The organism is Amycolatopsis sp. NPDC001319, assembly GCF_042896185.1.
In the GTDB taxonomy this organism is placed as follows: Bacteria; Actinomycetota; Actinomycetes; order Mycobacteriales; family Pseudonocardiaceae; genus Amycolatopsis.
Genome location: NZ_JBIAWY010000004.1, coordinates 21777 through 41427, shown reverse-complemented (window position 1 = coordinate 41427; position 19651 = coordinate 21777). Strand labels below are relative to the sequence as shown.

23 protein-coding genes are annotated in these 19651 nt (G+C 72.0%); 11 read left to right on the top strand and 12 right to left on the bottom strand.

The genetic code is table 11. The features are described 5' to 3' along the window. Positions 1 to 84 precede the first annotated feature (84 nt). The 4 genes from ACFY1H_RS15300 to ACFY1H_RS15285 all read left to right on the top strand — a co-directional run bounded on the left by ACFY1H_RS15300 (position 85) and on the right by ACFY1H_RS15285 (position 2860). On the top strand, positions 85 to 990 hold the full coding sequence (locus ACFY1H_RS15300) for a LysR family transcriptional regulator (RefSeq protein ID WP_366588178.1): 906 nt from the start codon (positions 85 to 87) through the stop codon (positions 988 to 990). Positions 991 to 1222: 232 nt separating this feature from the next. Beyond that, positions 1223 to 2218 carry a hypothetical protein gene (locus tag ACFY1H_RS15295; RefSeq protein WP_386946955.1) on the top strand — a complete coding sequence of 332 codons (996 nt, stop codon included), beginning with the start codon at positions 1223 to 1225 and terminating at the stop codon, positions 2216 to 2218. 67 nt (positions 2219 to 2285) lie between these two features. Then, a complete protein-coding gene (locus tag ACFY1H_RS15290) occupies positions 2286 to 2489 on the top strand; it encodes a hypothetical protein (RefSeq protein WP_366588172.1) in 204 nt (67 codons plus the stop codon). Next, entirely contained in the window at positions 2486 to 2860 is a 375-nt protein-coding gene (locus tag ACFY1H_RS15285; protein ID WP_366588170.1) for a Fic family protein, read from the top strand. Before ACFY1H_RS15290 ends, ACFY1H_RS15285 begins: the two co-directional genes overlap by 4 nt. Before the next feature lie 113 nt (positions 2861 to 2973). On the opposite strand, the gene ACFY1H_RS15280 is transcribed toward ACFY1H_RS15285, so the two are convergent. Next, positions 2974 to 4299 carry a DUF3089 domain-containing protein gene (locus ACFY1H_RS15280; protein ID WP_366588167.1) on the bottom strand — a complete coding sequence of 442 codons (1326 nt, stop codon included), beginning with the start codon at positions 4297 to 4299 and terminating at the stop codon, positions 2974 to 2976. A gap of 75 nt (positions 4300 to 4374) precedes the next feature. On the opposite strand from ACFY1H_RS15280, the gene ACFY1H_RS15275 reads away from it, so the two are divergent. The 3 genes from ACFY1H_RS15275 to bcp all read left to right on the top strand — a co-directional run bounded on the left by ACFY1H_RS15275 (position 4375) and on the right by bcp (position 5866). Continuing rightward, complete coding sequence (locus ACFY1H_RS15275; RefSeq protein WP_285972913.1) at positions 4375 to 4557, top strand: hypothetical protein; 183 nt, start codon at positions 4375 to 4377, stop codon at positions 4555 to 4557. Between the two features lie 180 nt (positions 4558 to 4737). Next, positions 4738 to 5274, top strand: coding sequence for a hypothetical protein (locus ACFY1H_RS15270; RefSeq protein ID WP_366588164.1), 537 nt, complete (start codon positions 4738 to 4740; stop codon positions 5272 to 5274). 115 nt (positions 5275 to 5389) lie between these two features. After that, a complete protein-coding gene (bcp, locus tag ACFY1H_RS15265; RefSeq protein WP_366588161.1) occupies positions 5390 to 5866 on the top strand; it encodes a thioredoxin-dependent thiol peroxidase in 477 nt (158 codons plus the stop codon). A 36-nt stretch (positions 5867 to 5902) separates the two neighbouring features. On the opposite strand, the gene ACFY1H_RS15260 is transcribed toward bcp, so the two are convergent. Both ACFY1H_RS15260 and ACFY1H_RS15255 read right to left on the bottom strand, forming a co-directional pair. Then, the gene (locus ACFY1H_RS15260; RefSeq protein WP_386946952.1) at positions 5903 to 7669 is read right to left on the bottom strand and encodes a sensor histidine kinase; all 1767 of its coding nucleotides are present in this window, start codon (positions 7667 to 7669) and stop codon (positions 5903 to 5905) included. Continuing rightward, the gene (locus ACFY1H_RS15255; protein WP_386946950.1) at positions 7659 to 8357 is read right to left on the bottom strand and encodes a response regulator transcription factor; all 699 of its coding nucleotides are present in this window, start codon (positions 8355 to 8357) and stop codon (positions 7659 to 7661) included. Before ACFY1H_RS15255 ends, ACFY1H_RS15260 begins: the two co-directional genes overlap by 11 nt. A 182-nt stretch (positions 8358 to 8539) precedes the next feature. Here ACFY1H_RS15255 and ACFY1H_RS15250 point away from each other — a divergent pair, with 182 nt between their 5' ends. Genes ACFY1H_RS15250 through ACFY1H_RS15235 form a run of 4 tightly spaced genes read left to right on the top strand, consistent with a single transcriptional unit; the run spans position 8540 to position 12058 of the window. Continuing rightward, positions 8540 to 9616 carry a peptidoglycan-binding protein gene (locus ACFY1H_RS15250; RefSeq protein WP_386946948.1) on the top strand — a complete coding sequence of 359 codons (1077 nt, stop codon included), beginning with the start codon at positions 8540 to 8542 and terminating at the stop codon, positions 9614 to 9616. After that, the gene (locus ACFY1H_RS15245; RefSeq protein ID WP_366588150.1) at positions 9613 to 10296 is read left to right on the top strand and encodes an ABC transporter ATP-binding protein; all 684 of its coding nucleotides are present in this window, start codon (positions 9613 to 9615) and stop codon (positions 10294 to 10296) included. Before ACFY1H_RS15250 ends, ACFY1H_RS15245 begins: the two co-directional genes overlap by 4 nt. Further along, a complete protein-coding gene (locus ACFY1H_RS15240; protein WP_364056278.1) occupies positions 10293 to 11504 on the top strand; it encodes an ABC transporter permease in 1212 nt (403 codons plus the stop codon). Before ACFY1H_RS15245 ends, ACFY1H_RS15240 begins: the two co-directional genes overlap by 4 nt. 11 nt (positions 11505 to 11515) lie before the next feature. Then, positions 11516 to 12058 carry a hypothetical protein gene (locus ACFY1H_RS15235; RefSeq protein ID WP_386946946.1) on the top strand — a complete coding sequence of 181 codons (543 nt, stop codon included), beginning with the start codon at positions 11516 to 11518 and terminating at the stop codon, positions 12056 to 12058. 107 nt (positions 12059 to 12165) lie between these two features. Here ACFY1H_RS15235 and rdgB read toward each other — a convergent pair whose 3' ends face one another. The 9 genes from rdgB to ACFY1H_RS15190 form a co-directional block, all read right to left on the bottom strand. Continuing rightward, a complete protein-coding gene (gene rdgB / locus ACFY1H_RS15230) occupies positions 12166 to 12774 on the bottom strand; it encodes an RdgB/HAM1 family non-canonical purine NTP pyrophosphatase (RefSeq protein ID WP_386946944.1) in 609 nt (202 codons plus the stop codon). After that, a complete protein-coding gene (gene rph / locus ACFY1H_RS15225) occupies positions 12771 to 13547 on the bottom strand; it encodes a ribonuclease PH (protein ID WP_285972903.1) in 777 nt (258 codons plus the stop codon). The genes rdgB and rph overlap by 4 nt, the downstream gene beginning before the upstream one ends. A gap of 92 nt (positions 13548 to 13639) precedes the next feature. After that, positions 13640 to 14407 carry an MBL fold metallo-hydrolase gene (locus ACFY1H_RS15220; protein WP_386946942.1) on the bottom strand — a complete coding sequence of 256 codons (768 nt, stop codon included), beginning with the start codon at positions 14405 to 14407 and terminating at the stop codon, positions 13640 to 13642. Between the two features lie 29 nt (positions 14408 to 14436). Beyond that, the gene (gene murI, locus ACFY1H_RS15215; RefSeq protein WP_386946940.1) at positions 14437 to 15243 is read right to left on the bottom strand and encodes a glutamate racemase; all 807 of its coding nucleotides are present in this window, start codon (positions 15241 to 15243) and stop codon (positions 14437 to 14439) included. Next, positions 15240 to 15896, bottom strand: a complete 657-nt coding sequence (locus ACFY1H_RS15210; protein WP_386947900.1) for a rhomboid family intramembrane serine protease — start codon at positions 15894 to 15896, stop codon at positions 15240 to 15242. The genes murI and ACFY1H_RS15210 overlap by 4 nt, the downstream gene beginning before the upstream one ends. 457 nt (positions 15897 to 16353) lie before the next feature. Beyond that, entirely contained in the window at positions 16354 to 16692 is a 339-nt protein-coding gene (locus tag ACFY1H_RS15205) for a HEAT repeat domain-containing protein (RefSeq protein WP_386946938.1), read from the bottom strand. 10 nt (positions 16693 to 16702) lie between these two features. After that, complete coding sequence (locus ACFY1H_RS15200; RefSeq protein WP_386946937.1) at positions 16703 to 17863, bottom strand: FAD-dependent oxidoreductase; 1161 nt, start codon at positions 17861 to 17863, stop codon at positions 16703 to 16705. 130 nt (positions 17864 to 17993) lie between these two features. After that, entirely contained in the window at positions 17994 to 18704 is a 711-nt protein-coding gene (locus ACFY1H_RS15195) for an aspartate/glutamate racemase family protein (protein ID WP_386946935.1), read from the bottom strand. Further along, the gene (locus tag ACFY1H_RS15190) at positions 18701 to 19651 is read right to left on the bottom strand and encodes a PLP-dependent cysteine synthase family protein (RefSeq protein WP_386946933.1); all 951 of its coding nucleotides are present in this window, start codon (positions 19649 to 19651) and stop codon (positions 18701 to 18703) included. Before ACFY1H_RS15190 ends, ACFY1H_RS15195 begins: the two co-directional genes overlap by 4 nt.

Here is a 19651-nt window from a genome sequence, read left to right as displayed (position 1 = left end):
GCTATGGTCCGGCCGGGATGCGGGAAAGGGAAACACCGGATCCTTGTGGTTGCCACAACGAACCGTTGTGGCGAGGATCGGGCGGTGGACCTGAATCTGCGCCTGCTCAAAGCCCTCGAAGCCGTGGCCGACGAGGGCAGCATGACTCGCGCGGCCGGGCGGCTCATGATGACTCAGCAGGCGGTCAGCGGGCAGATCCGGCAGCTCGAGCGCGTGGCCGGCACCCCGCTGGTCCGGCGCCGGTCCTCCGGCGTCGAGCTCACCCCGGCGGGGCAGGTGTTCCTGAAGCAGGGGCGCGAACTGCTCAGCGCTTGCTCGGCGATGGTCTCGGAGGCGCGGCTCGTCGGTTCGGGCCTGTCCGGGCGGCTGCGGATCGCGTTCAAGGCGCAGAGCACCGCGCACTTCCTGCCCGACGTCGAGTCGTCGCTGCGCCGCGTCGCGCCCGACGTGCAGGTCGACGCCCTCGCCGTCCACACGCTGCCCGACGAGCTCGACGCGCTGGCCGCGGGCACCGCCGACGCCGCGTTCCTGTGGCTCCCCATCGGCGACGACCGCCGGTTCGTCGCGCACTGGCTGCTCGACGAGCCGCGCTGGGTCGCGCTGCCGCCCGGGCACCCGCTGGCCACGCGGACGTCGCTGAAGGTGGCGGATCTGGTGTGCGAACCGATCGTCGGACCGCGCGACGGGATGCCCGAGGCGGTGGTGAAGTTCTGGTTCATCGACCCGCGGCCGGACGGCACCCGCGCGGTCTACGGGCCGCAGGGCCGCACGCCGGAGGAGTGCCTGCACCACGTGGCGGCCGGGCGCGGCTCGTGGATCGCGCCGGCGTCGACGGCCGCGTACTTCCCGTACCCGCGGCTGGTGTGGCTGCCCCTGGAGGACGCGGCGCCGTTGGGGCTGGCGCTGATCTGGCTGCGGGAGAATTCGAACCCGCTGCTGGACCTGCTGTTGGAGGAGAGCAAGCGGGTGACGCGGCCGACTCCGGCGTGAGTGCGGACCGCGGGTCCTTTTCGGACTGTGGGGCCGGGTCGGTCGTCTCCGTGGAGGTGCCGGTGTCGGTTGACGGCGGTGATCAGCCGCTGGTGGTCCTTTGGCTCGGTCGTTCTCCGGGATTTCGCTACGTCGGCGATGAGGTCGCCGCGGCCGCTTCGTGATCACATTGGATTGTCGGGGGCGACCTCTATGCTGTGTGTGTCCGGTTGATGACGGAGGGGGATCGGGCGTGGTTGAGTCACCGATGCCGCAGGGGCGCGTGCTGGCTTTCGTGCTCGCAGGTGTTGCCGGGGTGTGCGAAGTGCTGCTGGTGTGGAACGAGATCGCGGAGCTGAGCTACAACTTTGATTTAAACCCCGGGCCCTATTTCCACCTGGTGATCGCTTTGCTCGGCCTCGGCGTGCTTCTGGGCGCGGCGCTACTGGCCGCGCGCCGGCCACGGGTGGCGCGGGTGTTGATGCTGGGCGCGGTCGTGCAGGTGGTCCTCGCGGTACCCGGCTCGATGCGGATCCTGGGGATCCGGCGGGCAAGTGCCTTCGACGACGTGTTCCTGCCGGCCGGGTTGGCCGCGGTGATCGCGGTGCTGCTGTGGGTGCCCGCCGTGGCGGTGACTCTGCCGGAGGTCATGCCACGCTTCGCCGGCGGGCCGGGCTGGCAGCCGGGGTACGGCGGCGGTCCGGCAGGTTGGCCGGGCGCGGGGATGCCGGGGGCGGTTCCTGGCCAGCAGTGGCAAGGGGTTCCGGGGCAGACGATGGCCGGGCCGGTTGTTGGGCAACAGTGGCAAGGGGTTCCCGGGCAGGCGATGGCCGGGCCGGTTCCTGGGCAACAGTGGCCGGGCGCCGCTGGTGCCGGGTATGCGTGGCCGAGCGCGGTCCCGGGACAGATTCCCGGAGCCGCAATGCCGGGCTCCGCTCCTGGACAGCAATGGCCCGGCCCCGGCGGTGCGCGGCAAGCGTGGCCGGGCGGCGCGATACCGGGGCAGGTCCCTGAAGGCGCAATGCCGGGCTCCGTTCCAGGACAGCAATGGCCCGGCGCCGGTGGAGGTGGGCAAGCCTGGCCGGGCGGCGCAATGCCGGCCGGGCCGGCATCACAGGGGTTGGTGCCACCCGGTCCGGAGTGGGTCGGCTCGGTGCCGCCAGGACCGCAGGTGCCGGGGTCCGGCGCGCCAGCAGCACCGCAGCAGCAGTACCCGCCGCCCGGGCCGTATCCGCCGGCGTCGCGCTGAGCGGCGTCCGGGCGGGGGCGGAAAAACCGGGGTTCGCCGGGCGGGGTGAGGCCTTAAGGTTCCAGGCATGGGTCAGGTGTTGCCGGTCGAGTTCAGTGACGGCGAGGTGCGCGAGATCGAGCGGCAGGCGGCCGCCGAGGGGCGGAGCCTGCAGGAGTACGTGCGGGAGACGCTGATGGCCGCCGTGACGTCGCGCGCGCAGCAGCGTGCGACGGTGCTCGACCACGTGCTGGACGCGAGCGCGGGCCTCAACGAGCGGCTGGCGCGATGACCGAGTACCTGACGATCCACGACCTGATGGTCGTCGCGCGGCGGGTGGTGCGCGGCGAGCTCGCGGTGCGCGACACGGGCATCCTGGCGGCCGCCGCAGCGCGCCCGCGCACGTCGGTGTTCGGCGAGGACGCCTACCCCGGCGTGTGGGAGAAGGCGGCCGCCCTCATGGAGTCGCTCGGCCGCGGCCACCCCCTCATCGACGGCAACAAACGCCTCGCCTGGACCGCCACCTGGTTCTTCCTCGGCCTCAACGACAAACCCCTCCGCACGCCCCTCGACGAGGACGCCGCCGAACCCTTTGTCCACGACGTCGTCCAGGGCAACCTCGACCTGCCCCGAATCGCGTCCCGCCTGGCCGACTTCGCCTAGCCACGCGGCCACGTCTCACCGACGTCGCCCATCGGCTCGAAGGCGGGAACTCCACCGAGAGAGACCGAACCTCTCGTGGCCGGACGCACCCTGCCGTGGGCCCGGGCGAAGTGTCACCGAGCGCCGGCCTCCCACTGTGCCGTCTGCGCGTCGACCAAAGCCGTCAAGTTGCCCAACGTCAGGGAGAAGTCGTCGACGTGGAGGCCGAGGCCGCCGCTGGACGGGGGGCCGACCAGGGTGTCGCCGCCGGTGAGTTGGAGCCAGGAGGCGGTGCCGCCGGGGACGGGGCGGAAGGTGCAGGCTCCGGAGAACTCGCCGGGGTAGCGGGCAAAGCCGGTGGGGAACGTCGGCAGAGAGGCGCCGAGGAGGACGGCGGTGAGGTGGCCGTTGGGGAGAAGAGCGTTGCCCTGCACCAAAGTCCGGGTCGGGAGCCGGGTGTCGAGTGGGGTGGTCGCGTCGGGAGCGGTGCCGGCGAGCAGGGCGGCGGGGTTGGTGCAGAGGATGCGGTGGCCGGGCGTCGAGGAGAGGCCGAAGGTGGAGCCGGGCGGCGGGACCGTTCCCGCGGGTTGCTTGTACGACGAGTAACCGGCCACGCAGCCGACCGGCGCCGGCACGGCAGCCGACGCGCGCGAGCACACCGGCAGGTGCTGGAAAGCCGCGTCCGGGTCGGAGCCGCCGCCGGAGGGGCGGTCGGTGGGGACCTGGACGTTGCCGCCGAGAAGCAGCGCGCTCACCAACGAAGGCTGTACGTCGGGGTGGCCGTCCACGCGGTCGCGCAGGAGCGAGGCCGCGTCGGCGGCTCCCTGCGAGTGGCCGATCACGACCACCCCGCGGCGACGGTGCGTGACCGGGTCGATGTTGTAGTCGCGCCAGTAGGTGTCCCACGCCTGTTCGACGTCTTCGAGGCCCAGCGCGTAGTCGGGGTCCGTGCCGGTGAGCACGCCGACGATGTGCGCGGCCAGCGGGGCCTGCCGGTACTCGGGCACGAACATGCGGCAGTGGCTGAGCAGCGGACCCACCTGGGCGTAGGTGACGGCGGCCGCGGCGTCGTCCGGGCCGGGTGGCAGCGAGCCGATCTGCAGCGCCGGGTTCGAGAGCAAGTCGACGGTCGGGTAGACGTAAAAACAGTCCACCGGAGGGGCCGCCGGCGGCTCGAACGGTTCCACCACACTCGCACCGGGCTCCACCCGAGTGGTGTCGAACGTCACCCGGCCGGGCGACGCGGGGTAGCCGGCCGTGAAGCTGCCGCCGGGCGTCGCGATCTGCGGGTCACCCGCCAGGTTCTGGTTGCACGGGTTCGCGGCCATCCCCGGCAGGCACACCCACACCGGGTGGTCGAGCGGCGCCGTGCCCGGCGGTGGCGCAGCGGCGGCGGCCGGGACGGCGGCCGCGAGGCCGAACACGGTCGTGAGTGCCAGCAGGATCACGCTTTTCCGCACGCTCGAACGCTCCTTCACCGGGTGGACGGGTCCCCCGTAGGCTGGCAGGAGCGAAGCCGATCCGGGAGGTGAGTCGTGCCGTCACTCAATCCGTTGCGCCTGCTGCGCAAGTGGACGGACTGGTTCGAAAACCGCGGCGTGTACATCCCCGGCGAGGAGAGCCGCGCGGTCGACCCGGTGCGTGACTTCGGGTGGCTCATGGTCGCGTGGGGCGCCGGCGTGGCGATCTTCATCCTCTTGTTCGCCTTCGCCGTTTAAGTGGCACATCGGTGACGACTGTCACCCGGAGTGCCCTTTCGGTCACGGATCGGCCACGGCTGTACACCAGGTCCGCGTCTTCGTGCGCGCGCACGTGCACATGCAGGGACAGTGGAGCGGGTCGACTTCGGTCACTACGCCGAACGGCCCGAGACCCCGCCCCGACTGGAGTAAACCGAGATGGCGCCCGCGCGCACCCCCCAGCTGTTGCTCTCCGCCTGTTTGCTGATGGCGGTGGCGGCCTGCGGGGTCGACGCGCAGGAAGGCACGGCGGCGCTCGGCGGTGGCGGCGCCCCCGCGAAGGCCGCGGCCGCGCAGACTCCGCGTGACCTGCAGTTCGGCGCGGAACACCGGTTCGCCAGCGGCCTCACGATCTCGGTGTCCGCCCCGCAGTCGTTCCAGCCCAGCCCCGCGGCGTACCCGCGCAGCTCGCGCGCGGCGTCGTTCGGCATCGAGATCACCAACAACGGCGCGGATTCCTACCGCTTGTCCGGCCTCACGGTCGTCGCGATGATCAACGGACGCCCGACCAAACAGGTCGTCGACGCCACCCAGGGCCTCGGCGGCATCACCGACGCGGGCAAAGACCTGCAGCAGGGCCGCTCGGCGCAGCTGACGCTCGCGTTCGCCGTGCCCGACCGCACCACGCAGCTCACGGTGCAGCTGCGACCCAGCGCGAGCGAGCCCGCCGTGGCCACGTACTGCGGCGCCGTCTGATCACCAACCCGGCCAAAAGCCGCCTGGCGCCCACGTGGCACGTAACCGTTGCCACGAGGCCATTCGGCCGTGGCTGTGGTCGGATTGGCAACGATCGGCACAGTACGCTGCGTTCATGACCGAGCAGCGACTCTCCCCCGGCGACGCCGCCCCCGACTTCACCCTGCCCGACAGCACGGGCAAGAGCGTCTCCCTCAGTGACTTCCGCGGCCAGTCCGTCGTCGTGTACTTCTACCCGAACGCCGGCACGCCCGGCTGCACCAAGCAGGCCTGCGACTTCCGCGACAGCCTCGCCCAGCTCAACGACGCCGGCTACCAGGTCCTCGGCATCTCCCCGGACAAGCCGGCGAAGCTCGCGAAGTTCGTCGAGAACGAGCAGCTGACCTTCCCCCTGCTCTCCGACGAGGACAAGCACGTCCTCACCGCGTGGGGCGCCTTCGGTGAGAAGAAGAACTACGGCCGCGTCTACCAGGGCGTCATCCGCTCCACCTTCATCGTCGACGCGGACGGCAAGATCGCGCACGCCTTCTACAACGTCCGCGCGACCGGTCACGTCGCGAAGCTGATCCGCGACCTCGGCATCGCTGCCTGAGCTGCCTGACGCGCACCAGCCGCCCGGGCGAGGGGTTCACTCTGGCGGGCCGGCCGCGGGGAAGCGCAGCGTGAACGTCGACCCCTCACCCAGCGTGCTCTCCACGGAGACCGTCCCGCCGTGGGCTGCCGCCAGGTTGCGGACGATGGCGAGCCCCAGGCCGCTGCCGCCGCTCGCGCCGCGGGTGCGGGCCTTGTCGGCGCGCCAGAAACGGTCGAAGACGTGCGGCAGGTCGTCGGCGGCGATGCCGATGCCGGTGTCTGCGACGGAGAACACGACGTCCGCGTCGACGCGGGCGGCGCTCACCGTGACGGTGCCGCCGCGAGGGGTGTGGCGGACGGCGTTGGACACGAAGTTGTCGATGGCCTGCCGCAGGCGCACCGGGTCCGCCGTGACGGCCGGGTCGGCCATCGGCTGCACGACCAGCCGGACGCCCGCCGCGTCGGCGCGGGCGGTGTGGGCCGCGGCGAGCTGGGTGAGCAGGGAGTTGGCGTCGATGGGCTCGGGGTGCACGCGCAGGGCTCCGGCGTCGGCGAGGGCGAGGTCCTGCAGGTCGTCGACGATGTGCTGCAGGTGCAGCGCCTCTTCGAGCAGCGACGCGACGAGCTCGTCGTCGAGGCGGCTCACGCCGTCCTGTGTCGCCTCCAGCCAGCCGCGGATGTTGGACAGCGGCGTGCGCAGCTCGTGCGCAATGTCGCTGACCATGGCCTTGCGCGCGGTCTCCAGCTTCTCGCGCGCCTCCGACATGTCGTTGAACGCCCGCGCCAGCCGCGCGATCTCGTCCTTGCCCTTCACCTTCACGCGCGCACCGGCCTCGCCCGCCTCCATGCGCTGGGCCGCGCCCGTGAGCGCGTGCAGCGGCCGGATGAGCCGGATCGACGCGAGCCCGGTGGCCACGACCGTGAGCACGAGGATCGCGCCCGCCACCTCGGCCAGGCGCAGCTGGTTGTCCGCCGACAGCGTGAATCCGCTCGGCGGCTGGTCACTGCCCTTTTCGGTGATGTAGAGCCACGCCGCGGGCGCGACGTAGGGCGTCAGCTGCTCGCGACGCGCGGAGGTCACGCAGTTCTGTGTGACGGTGTCCGTCGCGCCGGTCTCGGGCCCGATGAACGTCCACGACAGCGACAGCTGCGCCGCCGGCGCGCTCTGGTCGCTGCGGCCGAGGCAGGCGTTCACGAGATCCGACAGCTTGTCGAGCGCGGCCTGCTCGGTGTCGGTGGGCTGCTCCAGGGTCGCGCCGTTGCAGCGCGACAGCGCGAACGGGTCCTGAGCCACCACGCGCGGGTGCCCAGCGGGCGATCTCTCGATGCTGCCGAGGCTCCCGCGCTCCTGCACACACCGGAGCACCCGCTGCGCGATGGCCGAAAGATCCGTTTTTTCGTTCTGCGGCAAGGCATACGGGCCCACCGCCTCGGGATCGATCCGGTCCGGGGTGGACTGCACGCCCAGCCCTGGGTCGACCGACAACGGGTCGATCACCACCGACGGCTGCGGCGGCAACCGGCCCGGATCGGCGTCGGAGCTCGCGATCACCTGGCCCTTGGGCGTCGCCAGCACCACACGCCGGCCGGTGGCTTCCGCGTAGGTGCGCACGACCTTGCCGACGCCGTCCCAGTTCGGGTGCGTGGCCGCGTAGCCGAGCAGGCCCTGGTAAATGGTGCCGTCGTCGGCGAAGACCTGGCCCTGCTCCTGACGGATCGCTCCCGTGGTGGTGCGCGCGGCCAGCCACGCCGTGGCCGCGATCGCGCACACCGCGACCAGCGCCGACACCGCGATCAGCCGGACGAGCAGGCTACGCCGCATCAGGCGGTCCCGCCGTGAGCTTGTAGCCGACGCCGTACACGGTCAGCAGCCGCTTGGGCTTGCGCGGCGCCGCCTCGATCTTCTTGCGCAGGTTCATCACGTGGACGTCGATCGCGCGCTGGGTGATGTAGCGGTCGAAGCCGTGCAGGTGTTCCAGCAGCTGCCCGCGCGTGAAGACCTGGTCCGGGTGCGCGGCCATCACCTCGAGCAGCCGGAACTCGCCGGGCGTGGTCTCGACCAGCTGCCCCGACACCGCCACCTCGTGCCGGCCGACGTCCACCGTCAGCGCGCCGACGCACAGCGGACCACCCGAGGGTACGACGCTTTTGGTGCGGCGCAACAAAGTCCGCACGCGGGCCATCAGTTCGCGCGGGCTGTACGGCTTGGTGATGTAGTCGTCCGCCCCGAGATCCAGGCCACGCAGCAGATCGTCCTCTGTGGACCGTGCGGTCAGCATCAGCACGGGCACGTCGGACTCGGCGCGCAGGATCCGGCACACCTCGAGCCCGTCCATGCCGGGCAGCATGACGTCGAGCACGAGCAGGTCCGGCGGGCGGCGGCGGACGAGGTCGAGCGTCTCGCGGCCGTCGGGCACGACCACCACCGAGTGGCGTTCCCGCTCGAGGTAGCGGCGGACGAGCTCCGCTTGCTTCGGGTCGTCCTCCGCGAGCACGATGTCTGCGCACATGCTGCGAGCATAAGGATCTCCGCCGGTGCGGGCGACCCAGCGCCGCGGGAACACCGGATCAGCACCGCTTCCTGACGGCTTCCTGACAATTCGCCGCGATAGTGGCCTCCGGACCCGCCGGCTCAGTCCACTTCGGACGCGCCGGGTGAGCGAAATCGGAGAAGCGATGATGGAGGCCGTCAGTGGCCGGTAAGTCCCGGCGGCGCGCGATCGCCGTCTCAGCCTCGGCCGCCGTGGTGGTGCTGCTCGGCGTCGCCGCGTACGTGGCCATCGACCACGGCCGCGGCACGGCGGAAGCCGCGGCTCCCCCACCGGCCGTGACCACCGTGGCGGTGGCCAAGACCGATCTGTCGAACACGCGGACGTTCACCGGCACCCTCGGCTTCGGCACGCCGGAGCCGCTCAAGGGCGCGGGTGCCGGCGTGGTCACGCAGCTGCCGGACATCGGCACCGTGGCCCAGCGCGGGAAGCCGCTGTACTCCGTGAACGGCGTGGATGTGCCGGTGTTCTTCGGCGACACCCCGCTGTTCCGCAAGCTCGACAACCCCGACCTGACCGGCCCCGACGTCGCCACGGTGGCCGACAACCTCGCCCGCCTCGGCTACTCCGTCGGCGCTCGCGCGAAGGACCCGCAGAAGGCGAAGTTCACGTTCGCCGACGCGTTGAAGAAGTGGGAGAAGAAAGCCGGCCTGCCAGACACGGGCACGCTCGACGTCGGCCAGGTCGTGGTGCTGCCCGGCGAGGCGCGCGTGAACAGCGTGACGGCCCAGCTCGGCGACCCCGCCGCGGGCCCGCTGCTCACCACGACGCCGACGACCAAGGTCGTGGTCGCGCCCGTCGACGCGGCGGAGGTCGGCTCGGTCAAGACCGGCATGGCCGTGATGATGGTGCGCCCCGACGGCAAGGAGATCCCGGCGAAGGTGTCTTCGGTCAGCACCGCCGTGACCGGTGGCGACGCGTCGGGCGGCGACCCGACCCAGGGGCCGCCGAAGATCAACGTGACCGTGGTGCCCGTGAACGCGTCCGACGTCGCCGACCTCGACTCGGCTTCGGTGCAGGTCGAGGTGGCCACGGAGACCCACGCCGGGGTGCTGGCCGTTCCGCTCGGCGCGCTGGTCGCGTTGCGCGAAGGCGGGTACGCCGTGCAGCTGCAGGGCGGGAAGCTCGTGCCGGTGAAGACGGGCATGTTCGCCCGCGACCAGGTGGAGATCAGCGGCCCGGGCATCACCGAGGGCCTGCGGGTGGTGACGACCTCGTGACGCCGGTGCTGGCCCTGCGCGGGGTGAGCAAGCACTACCCCGGGGGCGTGAAGGCGCTCGACGACGTGTCGCTCGCCGTCGCCGAGGGCGAGCTGCTGGCGATCGTGGGACCGTCCGGTTCGGGCAAGTCGACGCTGCTGAACATCGTCGGCACGCTCGACCTGCCGACTTCCGGCACCGTCGAGCTCGGCGGCCAGGACGTGACGCAGCTGAGCGACCGGCGGCTGTCCGCGCTGCGCGGGCGGTGGCTCGGGTTCGTGTTCCAGCAGTTCCACCTCACCGACGGCCTCAGCGCGGCGGAGAACGTGGCCACCGGCCTGCTGTACGCGGGGGTGCCGCGCAGGCAACGTCGTCCGCTGGCTTTGGAGGCGCTCGGGCGGGTCGGGCTCGCGCACCGCGTGGACCACCGGCCGCACGAGCTCTCCGGTGGTGAACGCCAGCGGGTCGCCATCGCGCGGGCCGTGGTGAACGACCCCGCGCTCGTGCTCGCCGACGAGCCGACGGGCGCGCTCGACACCGCCAACGGCCGCGCCGTGCTGGAGCTGCTCCACGGCCTCAACGCCGAAGGAACGACCATCGCGATCATCACGCACGACCGCGACATCGCGGCGAGCCTGCCGCGGCGCATCGAGTTCCGCGACGGCCGGATCGTGCAGGACCTCGTGGTGAGTGCCGCGTGAGCACCGCACTCGACACGCGCCCGGTGCGCCTGGGCCTGCGCGACGTCCTGCGGCTCGGCCTGCTCGGCATCAGCACCCGGCGGCTGCGCGCGACCCTGTCGGCGCTCGGGATTTCACTCGGCATCGCCACGATGATCGTGGTCACCGGCATTCCCGCCTCCAGTCAGGCCGCGTTGCTGGACAAGCTGACGGCGCTGGGCACGAACATGCTGCGCGCCGAACCGCAGCCGAACCAGACGCCGCCGGTGCTGCTGCCGGAGTCGTCCGTCGGCAGCGTCGCCCGGATCGGCCCGGTGACGACGGCGGCGGCCGTCGCGAACACGCACCAGACCGTGCGGCGTTCCGATCTGACCGACCCGCTGGACGGCTCGGGTCTCGCCGTGCTGGCGAGCAGCCCGGACCTGCTGTCCGCGCTCAACGGCACCGTGCAGAGCGGCAAGTTCCTCGACGCGGCAACGCAAAACCTGCCCGCGGTCGTGCTCGGCTACGTCGCGGCTTCGCGGCTCGGAATCCCCGCGGTGACGCCCGGGCGGCCCGCGCCGATCGTGATGATCGGCAAGCAGTGGTACACCGTGACGGGGGTGCTGGCGCCGATGCCGCTCGCACCGGACATCGAGCGCGCGGTGCTCGTGGGCTGGGGCTCGGCGAAGCAGTTCCTCGGCTTCGACGGTCACCCGACGGTGATCTACGTGAAGGCCCGCGAGGACGCGATTCCCGACGTACGCGCGGTTTTGCCCGCGACGTTGTACCCGCAGCTGCCAGGGCTGGTGTCGGTGAGCCGGCCGTCGGATGCGTTGGCGGCGAAGCAGGCGAGCCAGACGACGTTCTCCGCGTTGTTCCTCGGGCTGGCGGGTGTCGCGCTGCTGGTCGGTGGGGTCGGCGTGGCCAACACGATGTTCATCTCGGTGCTGGAACGCCGCCGCGAAATCGGCCTGCGCCGCGCGTTGGGGGCGACGCGGGGGCAGATCCGCGGGCAGTTCCTCACGGAGGCCGTGGCGCTGTCGGGTCTCGGCGGTTTGGCGGGGACGGTGCTGGGGATCGTCGTGACGCTGCTTTACACGACGTACCAAGGGTGGCCGCCGGTCATCCCGCCGCTGTCCGTGGCCGGCGGCGTGGCGGGCGCGCTGGTGGTGGGGGCGCTGGCGGGGATCCACCCGTCGATCCGCGCGTCGCGGCTCACGCCGACGCAGGCGCTGGCAACGACATGAGGGGGCTTCGAATGTCCAAAGTGGTCTGGCTCGCGGGGTTGGTGCTGGTGCTGGCGGCGTGTTCGTCGCCGGCTGATCCCAGCCCTCAGGTCGCTTCGCTGGGTACGCCTTCGGTTTCGGCGCCCTCCTCGGCGCCTGCTTCGACGGACGCCGACGGCGGCCGCCCCCGCCACCGCGTCGACGAGTCGCCGGAGGACTCCCAGCGGCTCATCGAACCGTGGCGCACCTGCATGAAGGACCACGACGCGGACGTCGACCAGCAGCCCCACAACATCGCGGGCGCCGAACAGTGGTCCAAGGACCACCAGGCCGCCGGCGACTCGTGCCGGTCCAAGCTGCCCCTGCTGCCGTGGGGCGAGGACCCGGCGAACCCGGCGTACAAGGACAACCTGCACCGCTGGGTCTCTTGCATGACGTCGCAAGGCATGCACGTCGCCGAAGACCCGGACGACGACGAGTCCCCGTGGCACTACACGAGCAACAACCAGCCGCCGAACTCGGACAAGATCGAGCAGGGGTGCGAAGTCCAGGTGATGGGCCCGAGCGACAAGTAGCCGCCCCCGCCCCGATGCGGCGTTGGTTGCGTTCGACGCACCCCATGCGGCGTTCGGTGCGCTCAGTGCACCGAACGCCACATGGGGGTGCTGGGGACCGAGCCGTGTCAGGCGTTGGCGAGGTCGCGCAGGGCCGGGAGGAGCGCGCGCAAGGCGCGGCCGCGGTGGGAAGCCGCGTCCTTTTCGGACGGTTCCAGCTCCGCGGACGAGCGCGTCTCGCCGTCGGGCACGAAGATCGGGTCGTAGCCGAAGCCGTGGGTGCCGCGGCGTTCGCGGAGCAGCGTGCCGCGCCATTCGCCGCGGACGATGGTTTCCTCGCCGGACGGGAGAACGAGGGCGGCGGCGCAGACGAAGGCCGCGCCGCGGCGGTCGTCGGGGGTGTCGGTGAGCTGGGCGAGTACCAGGTCGAGGTTGGCGTCGTCGTCGCCGTGGCGCCCGGACCAGCGGGCGGACAGGATGCCGGGCATGCCGTTCAGCGCGTCGACCGCCAGGCCGGAGTCGTCGGCGACGGCGGGCAAACCCGTGGCCGCCACGGCGTCGCGGGCCTTGGCGACGGCGTTGCCCTCGAAGTCCGGCGCGGTTTCCGGTGCTTCGGGGAACTCGTCGACGTCGGCGAGGCCCAGCACCTCGATGCCGGCGATACCCTCGGCCTCGAGGATGCGGCGCAGCTCGCCGAGCTTCTTCTGGTTGCGCGTGGCCAGCAGCAGTTTTGTCACTTGGCGCCCTTCTTCTTGTCCGGGCGCGGCTGCGGCAGCTCACCCGGGTACGGCAGCGCCAGTGCCTCGTTCTGCAGCTGCGTGAGCGTCGCGCAGCCGGCGAGCGCCAGGTCGAGCATGGTGTCCAAAGTGGACCGCGCGAACGTGGCGCCCTCGCCCGTGCCCTGCACCTCGATGAGTGTGCCGGCGTCGGTGGCGACCACGTTCATGTCGACCTCCGCGCGCGAGTCCTCCTCGTACGGCAGGTCCAGGCGTACGCGCCCGTCGACCACGCCGACGCTCACCGCGGCGACCGAGGACGACAGCGGCTGCGGGTCGTTGAGCCGGTTGGCCGCGCCGAGCCACGTGATGGCGTCGCGCAGGGCGACGTAGCCGCCGGTGACCGCGGCGGTGCGGGTGCCGCCGTCGGCCTGGATCACGTCGCAGTCGATCACGATCGTGTTCTCGCCCAGCGCCGCGAGGTCGATGCACGCGCGCAGCGACCGGCCGATCAGCCGGGAGATCTCGTGGGTGCGGCCGCCGATGCGGCCCTTCACGGCTTCGCGGTCGCCGCGGGTGTTGGTGGCCGACGGGAGCATCGCGTACTCGGCCGTGACCCACCCGAGCCCGGAGCCCGCCCGCCAGCGCGGCACACCCTCGGTGACGCTGGCCGCGCACAGCACGCGCGTGTTGCCGAACTCGATGAGCACCGAACCGGCAGGCCACTTCTGGAACCCGCGGGTGATCTTGATGTCGCGGAGCTGGTCGTCGTTCCTGCCATCTTTCCTCGTCACGCCTGAGAAGATACTGCGTGGCCTGCCACTCCGTTGAGGGCGGTGGAGGGGAGGAAGGCGGAGTTTAAGGCCTCGCCCCGACAGTCCGCCGCTCAGATCTCGTAGACGGCGCCCTGCGTCACGAGCTCACTGTCCGGGAACACCGCCGCGGCCTCCGCGAGCACCGCGCGGCTGTCGGTCCACGGCGCGATGTGGGTGAGCAGCAGCCGCCCGACGTCGGCGTCCTTCGCCAGCTCACCGGCCTGTTTTCCGGACAGGTGCACGCCGTCGGGCCGGTCGGCCGCGTCCGTCCACGAGGCCTCCGACAGGAGCACGTCGACGCCGTCGGCCAGCTCGCCCAGCGCGGGGCACGGGCCGGTGTCGCCGGTGTAGGCGAGGAGGGCGCCGCCGTAGGAGATCCGCAGGCCGAACGCCGGCGTCGGGTGCCGCACCACGGCGGCCGTCACGTCGAACGGCCCGATCCGCACGGTTTCCTCACGCAGCGTGTGGAAGGCGTAGACGTCGGACAGGTCCACGGCGGCGCGCTCGTCGGCGTCGGCGGCGTACGCGTGGGCCAGCCGCGTCGGCGCGTCGGCCGGGGCGTAGAGCGGCAGCTGCCGCGGCCGGGCCGGGTACGGCGGCGCCGGGTGGTAGCGGCGCAGCACCGTGAGCGAGTTGACGTCGGCGCAGTGGTCCGAGTGCAGGTGCGACAACACGAGCGCGTCGAGGTCGAACGGGTCGCACACCGTCTGGAGCTGGGCGAACGCGCCGTTGCCGAGCTCGAGGCCCAGCCGGAACCCCTCCGCCTCCAGCAGGTACCCGGACGCGGCGGAGTTCGGCCCGGGGACGCTGCCCGAGCACCCGAGGATCGTCAGTCGCACCCCATCACCCTAAGTGTGCCGGGGCGGTCTTACGCGCTCGTGGGAGCGAGGACACCCGGCGCGAACCCCATGAACCGCGCCGCCAGCCGCGTGAACGGCTCCGGCGAGCCGGTGGCCAGGAACTCGTGCCGCGGCGGCGTGTCGCGTTCGGCCAGCAGATCGAGCTCGGTGAGCACGCGGTAGAGGTCCTTGGCCGTCTCGTCGGCGCTGGAGACGAGCGTGACGTCCTGGCCCATCACGATCTGCAGCACGCCGGAAAGCAACGGGTAGTGCGTGCAACCGAGCACGAGCGTGTCGACCTCGGCTTCGAGCAGCGGCTGCAGATAACCCTGCGCGAGACCCAGGATCTGGCGCCCGGACGTGATGCCGCGCTCCACGAAGTCGACGAACCGGTGGCACGCGACGCTCGTGAGCTGGACGTCGGGCGCCGCGGCGAAAGCGTCGTCGTAGGCCCGGGAACGAACGGTCCCCTCGGTCCCGATCACGCCCACCCGGCCACTGTGCGTGACCGAGGCGGCGCGGCGTGCGGCGGGCAGGACCACCTCGATGACGGGGACGTCGTAGCGCTCACGGGCGTCGCGCAGGCAGGCGGCCGAGGCCGTGTTGCAGGCGATGACCAGGGCTTTCACGCCGCCTTCGACGAGTTCGTCGAGGGCTTCGAGGGCGTACTGGCGGGCCGTCGCGATGGGGAGGGGGCCGTAGGGGTTGCGGGCGGTGTCGCCGACGTAGCGGAGCTGCTCGGCCGGCAGCAGCTCGAGGATCGACCGGGCGACGGTGAGACCGCCGACGCCGGAATCGAAAACCCCGATGGGCGCGTCGGCGGTCGGGGTGCTCACACCTCGAGGCTACCGGCCGCCTTCTTCTTGGGACGGTCGCCCCGCGCCGTCAGCCAGGCCGCGAGGACACCGGCCAGCGCGCCGAACAGGTGGCCCTGCCAGGAGATGCCGGGGTTGCCCGGCAGCAGGCCCCACAGCATCCCGCTCCACACACCCAGCAGCACCACGGCGACCACGATCTGCCCGAACGCCCGGTTGAAGATGCCGCGGACCAGCAGGAACGCCAGCCACCCGAACGCCAGCCCGGACGCGCCCACCGTGTACGCGTTCGACGGCCCGACCAGCCACACCCCCACGCCCGACACGATCCAGATGATCGCCGTGACCACCGCCCAGCGCCCGATCCCCGCCGCCATCGCCAGGAACGACAGCACGAGCACCGGCACGGTGTTCGAGAACAGGTGCCCCCAGCCGGCGTGCAGCAGCGGCGCCCACAGGATCCCGTCGAGCCCCGACAGCTGCCTCGACACGATGCCCCCGTGGTCGAGGTCCGCCGGCAGGATCACGTCCAGCAGCTCCACCAGGTAGAGCACGAGCGTGAACCCCACCGCGACGATCGCCGCCGCCTTGGGATTGGGCGGCAGGATGCGCTTCGCCGGGTTCGACGTGCCGGTGGCCTTCGCCTTGTCCGCCGGCTGGTCCCCGAACGGCATGGGCTGCGGTGGGAGTGTGCTCACGGGTTCCAGGCTACGTCCGTCCGGTGCGGGTGGCCTCGGGTGAATTCCCTGATGTTCGAGTTCAGGGCCGCTCCCGACGACGGGCCGCGACGGTGCCGGGGGCGGCTCGCGCAGCCGCACTGCCCCACGCCACGCACGCACCCGGCGGCGCGGCCCCGGCCCAGCGGCAGACGTTGCGACCGCCCCTGGCCGCCGCACCGCGCACAGGCACGGCCGCCATCCGCACCTCCGCCGCAGCCCAACCATCCGACCGCTGCTCAGGCCGGCCCCGGCCAAACCGCGCACGGGCACGGCCGGCCGCGGCCAGTCGCAGCCTCCATCGCCGACCGCCGACACCCCGGCTCCGCCGCGCCGCGCGGAGGCACGGGTGCCAGGGAAAGCGGTCGACTGTCCGACCCGAACCACGCCCGCGCCGTCGGCTCGAAGCCGAGACCTACGTGATGGTCCCGTTGGCCCTGGCTCGCCACAAAGCCGTCCGGGCCTCGGGGGTGTTCAGGCGTTCCAGGCCGCGGATTGCCCACGAGCGCAAGGCTTCGTCGGGACTGTCGAGCTGGGCGGCGAGGACGGGCAGCGCCTCCGGGGACGCCGCCGCGCCGATCAGTTCCAGCAGCCAGCAGCGCAGGCCGTGGTCCTCGGTTTCCCGCTCGAACTCCGCGATGAGCTCGCCGACGTGCTCGGCGGCGGAGGCGAGCAGCAGCTGAAAGCCGTCTTCCCGGGTTTGCCTGTCAGCGCGCCGCATCATCCGCAGGGCGGTGTCGAAGGTGTCGGCCACGGGATCGAGCCTAGTGGCCGGCGTCGAACGGGCCCTGTCCCGGCGTGAGTTCCGAGAAGATCTTGATGAGGTGCTCCGCCGTGGCCTCCTCGCTCTGGCCGGCCGTGGCGGCCTCGAACTCGGCGCTGGTGATCGCGATGTGGGCGCTGCGCGGGAACATCGCGTGCTCGTACTCGGACAGCGCGGCCTCGACGTCGTCCGGGTGGGCGGCGAGGGCCTGGCCGAGTTCGGCGGCGTCGAGCATGGCGAGGTTGGCGCCTTCGCCGTTCGGGGGCATGAGGTGGGCCGCGTCGCCGACGAGGGTCGCGCCGGGGACGCGGTCCCAGCGGTGCTCGAGTGGCAGGACGTAGTGCGGGCGCAGCACGGGTGCGGTGTCGGCGTCGGTGATGAGGGCCGTGAGTTCCGGGGCCCAGCCGGTGAATTCCTGCGCGACGCGGGCGGCAGCGCCGGCCGGGTCGGTGAAGTCGATGGCCGCGAACCAGTCCAGCGGCCGCGTCAGCGACACGTACGTGTGAATCGTGTCCCCGCTTTCGCGGTGGGCCATGATGCCCTTGTCCGATCCGACCGCGCCCATCGAGCCGCCGCCGACGGCCTTGGCGGTGGCGGGGTGGCGGGTCTCGACGTCGTACAGGTAGGTCTCGACCATGGCCGTGCCGGCGTACGAGGGAACCGCGCCCGACAGCAACGGCCGCACGCGCGACCAGGCGCCGTCGGCGCCGACCAGCAGGTCGGTCACGACCACGCTGCCGTCGGCGAAGGTCACCTCGTGGCGGCCGGCGCCCACGGAGCGCGCGTCGAGAACCTTGTGGCCCCAGCGAACCGTGCCGGCGGGGAGCGAGTCGAGCAGCAGCTGCCGCAGCTCCCCGCGTTGGACTTCGGGCCGGCCTCCGGTGCCGTCGTCGGCCTTGTCGAACAGCACGGTGCCCTCGCGGTCCAGGAACCGCGTCTGCTGGCGGCCTTCGAGGATCAGACCGGAGAATTCGGCCATGAGCTCCGCGGCTTCGACGGCGATCTGGCCGTTGTAGTCGTGGATATCGAGCATCCCGCCTTGCGCCCGCGCACCCGCGGACGCCTCGGCTTCGTAGACGGTGGCGGGAATGCCGTGGACGTGCAGGACACGGGCGAGGGTGAGGCCGCCGAGGCCGGCGCCGATGATCGTGACGGTGTTCATGGTGGCTCCTTCGGGTTCGGAGCGGCCCGGTGAGCCGCTCTCGAACCGAAGGTTGCCGTGATCCGCTGGCACGGCGCGCACACCGCGCTGCCACCCGCCTGGCACGGCCTGCCAGCCCGCTGCCAGAAGCTCAGGCCGGAGCCGGCGGCAGCTCCGGCAGCCCCAGCGCCCAGTCCACCGCGGCCTCCGCGTGGAGCCGCGTGGTCGGGAACACCGGGACCGAGCTGTCGGACTGATCGACGAGCAGCTCGATCTCCGTGCACCCGTAGATCACGCCCTCGGCTCCCGCAAGAACCAGCCGCGCGATCACCTCGCGATAGGCCGCCCGCGAAGCCGGCCGGACCACACCGTGCACCAGCTCGTCGTAGATCACCCGGTGCACCAGCTCCTGGTCCACTTCGGACGGAACCAGCACCGAAAGCCCGTGCGCCGCAAGGCGTTCGCGGTAGAACGGCTGGCTCATCGTGAACGCCGTCCCCAGCAGGCCCACTGACGAAACGCCGGCCGACCGCACGGCCGCGGCCGTCGTGTCCCCCAGGTGCAGGAACGGCACCCGCAGCCGCAACGCCGAAGCCACCTTGTGCATCGTGTTGGTGCACAACACGATCACGTCCGCGCCCGCCGCTTCCAAGGCTGAAGCGGCGGCGGCCAGCACCTCGCCCGCCGCCGCCCAGTCACCCGAAGCCTGCAGCGCCTCGATCTCCGCGAAGTCCACGGAGTACAGCACCACCCGCGCGGAGTGGTAGCCGCCCAGGGCGTCTCGCACCCGCGAGTTCACCAGGCGGTAGTACTCCGCCGAAGACTCCCAGCTCATGCCGCCCAGGAGCCCGATCGTCCTCACGCCCAGAGCTGCCCGTCCAGCCGCGCGGCGGCTTCGTCGAGCGAACCCGCGTACGCGCCCGTGGACAGGTACTTCCAGCCCGCGTCCGCGACGACGAAGGCCACGTCCGCGGTCTCCCCGCGAGCGGCGACCTTCTCGGCGACGGCCAGCGCGGCGTGCAGCACCGCGCCCGTCGAGATACCCGCGAAAATGCCTTCGTTCTCCAGCAGTTCCCGCGTCCGGCGAAGCGCGTCGTACGCGCCGACGGAGTACCGGCCGTTGAGCACGCTGGGGTCGTACAGCTCCGGCACGAACCCCTCGTCGAGGTTGCGCAGGCCGTACACCAGCTCGCCGTACCGCGGTTCGGCCGCGATGATCTGCACGCCGGGCTTCGCCTCGTGCAGGTACCGCCCGACGCCCACCAGAGTCCCCGTCGTGCCGAGGCCGCCGACGAAGTGGGTGATCGTCGGCAGGTCCTTCAGCAGCTCGGGACCGGTGCCGCGGTAGTGCGCGTCCGCGTTGGCCGGGTTGCCGTACTGGTAGAGCATCACCCAGTCGGGGTTCTGCTCGGCCAGCTCTTTGGCCCGCCGCACGGCTTCGTTCGAGCCGCCCGCCGCGGGCGAGAACACGATCCGCGCGCCGTAGGCCTGCAGCAGCTGCTTGCGCTCGGTGGAGGTGTTCTCCGGCATCACGCACACCAGGCCGTAGCCCTTGAGCTTCGCGGCCATGGCGAGCGAGATGCCGGTGTTGCCCGAGGTCGGCTCGAGGATCGTCGAGCCGCGCCGCAGGCGGCCCTCACGCTCGGCGGCCTCGATCATGGCCAGCGCCGGCCGGTCCTTGATCGAACCGGTCGGGTTGCGGTCCTCGAGCTTCGCCCACAACCGCACGTCGTGGGTGGGCGAGAGCCGGGGCAGCCCCACGAGCGGCGTGCCGCCGAGCGCGTCGAGCAGGGACTCGTAGCGGGCCAT

What these genes read in the sequence shown, in the direction of transcription:
- ACFY1H_RS15290 (WP_366588172.1), top strand. Translation starts at nt 2,286, where the DNA reads ATGGGTCAGGTGTTGCCGGTCGAGTTCAGTGACGGCGAGGTGCGCGAG.
- ACFY1H_RS15285 (WP_366588170.1), top strand. Translation starts at nt 2,486, where the DNA reads ATGACCGAGTACCTGACGATCCACGACCTGATGGTCGTCGCGCGGCGG.
- ACFY1H_RS15270 (WP_366588164.1), top strand. Translation starts at nt 4,738, where the DNA reads ATGGCGCCCGCGCGCACCCCCCAGCTGTTGCTCTCCGCCTGTTTGCTG.
- bcp (WP_366588161.1), top strand. Translation starts at nt 5,390, where the DNA reads ATGACCGAGCAGCGACTCTCCCCCGGCGACGCCGCCCCCGACTTCACC.
- ACFY1H_RS15260 (WP_386946952.1), bottom strand. Translation starts at nt 7,669, where the DNA reads ATGCGGCGTAGCCTGCTCGTCCGGCTGATCGCGGTGTCGGCGCTGGTC.
- ACFY1H_RS15255 (WP_386946950.1), bottom strand. Translation starts at nt 8,357, where the DNA reads ATGTGCGCAGACATCGTGCTCGCGGAGGACGACCCGAAGCAAGCGGAG.
- ACFY1H_RS15235 (WP_386946946.1), top strand. Translation starts at nt 11,516, where the DNA reads ATGTCCAAAGTGGTCTGGCTCGCGGGGTTGGTGCTGGTGCTGGCGGCG.
- ACFY1H_RS15210 (WP_386947900.1), bottom strand. Translation starts at nt 15,896, where the DNA reads ATGCCGTTCGGGGACCAGCCGGCGGACAAGGCGAAGGCCACCGGCACG.
- ACFY1H_RS15200 (WP_386946937.1), bottom strand. Translation starts at nt 17,863, where the DNA reads ATGAACACCGTCACGATCATCGGCGCCGGCCTCGGCGGCCTCACCCTC.
- ACFY1H_RS15190 (WP_386946933.1), bottom strand. Translation starts at nt 19,651, where the DNA reads ATGGCCCGCTACGAGTCCCTGCTCGACGCGCTCGGCGGCACGCCGCTC.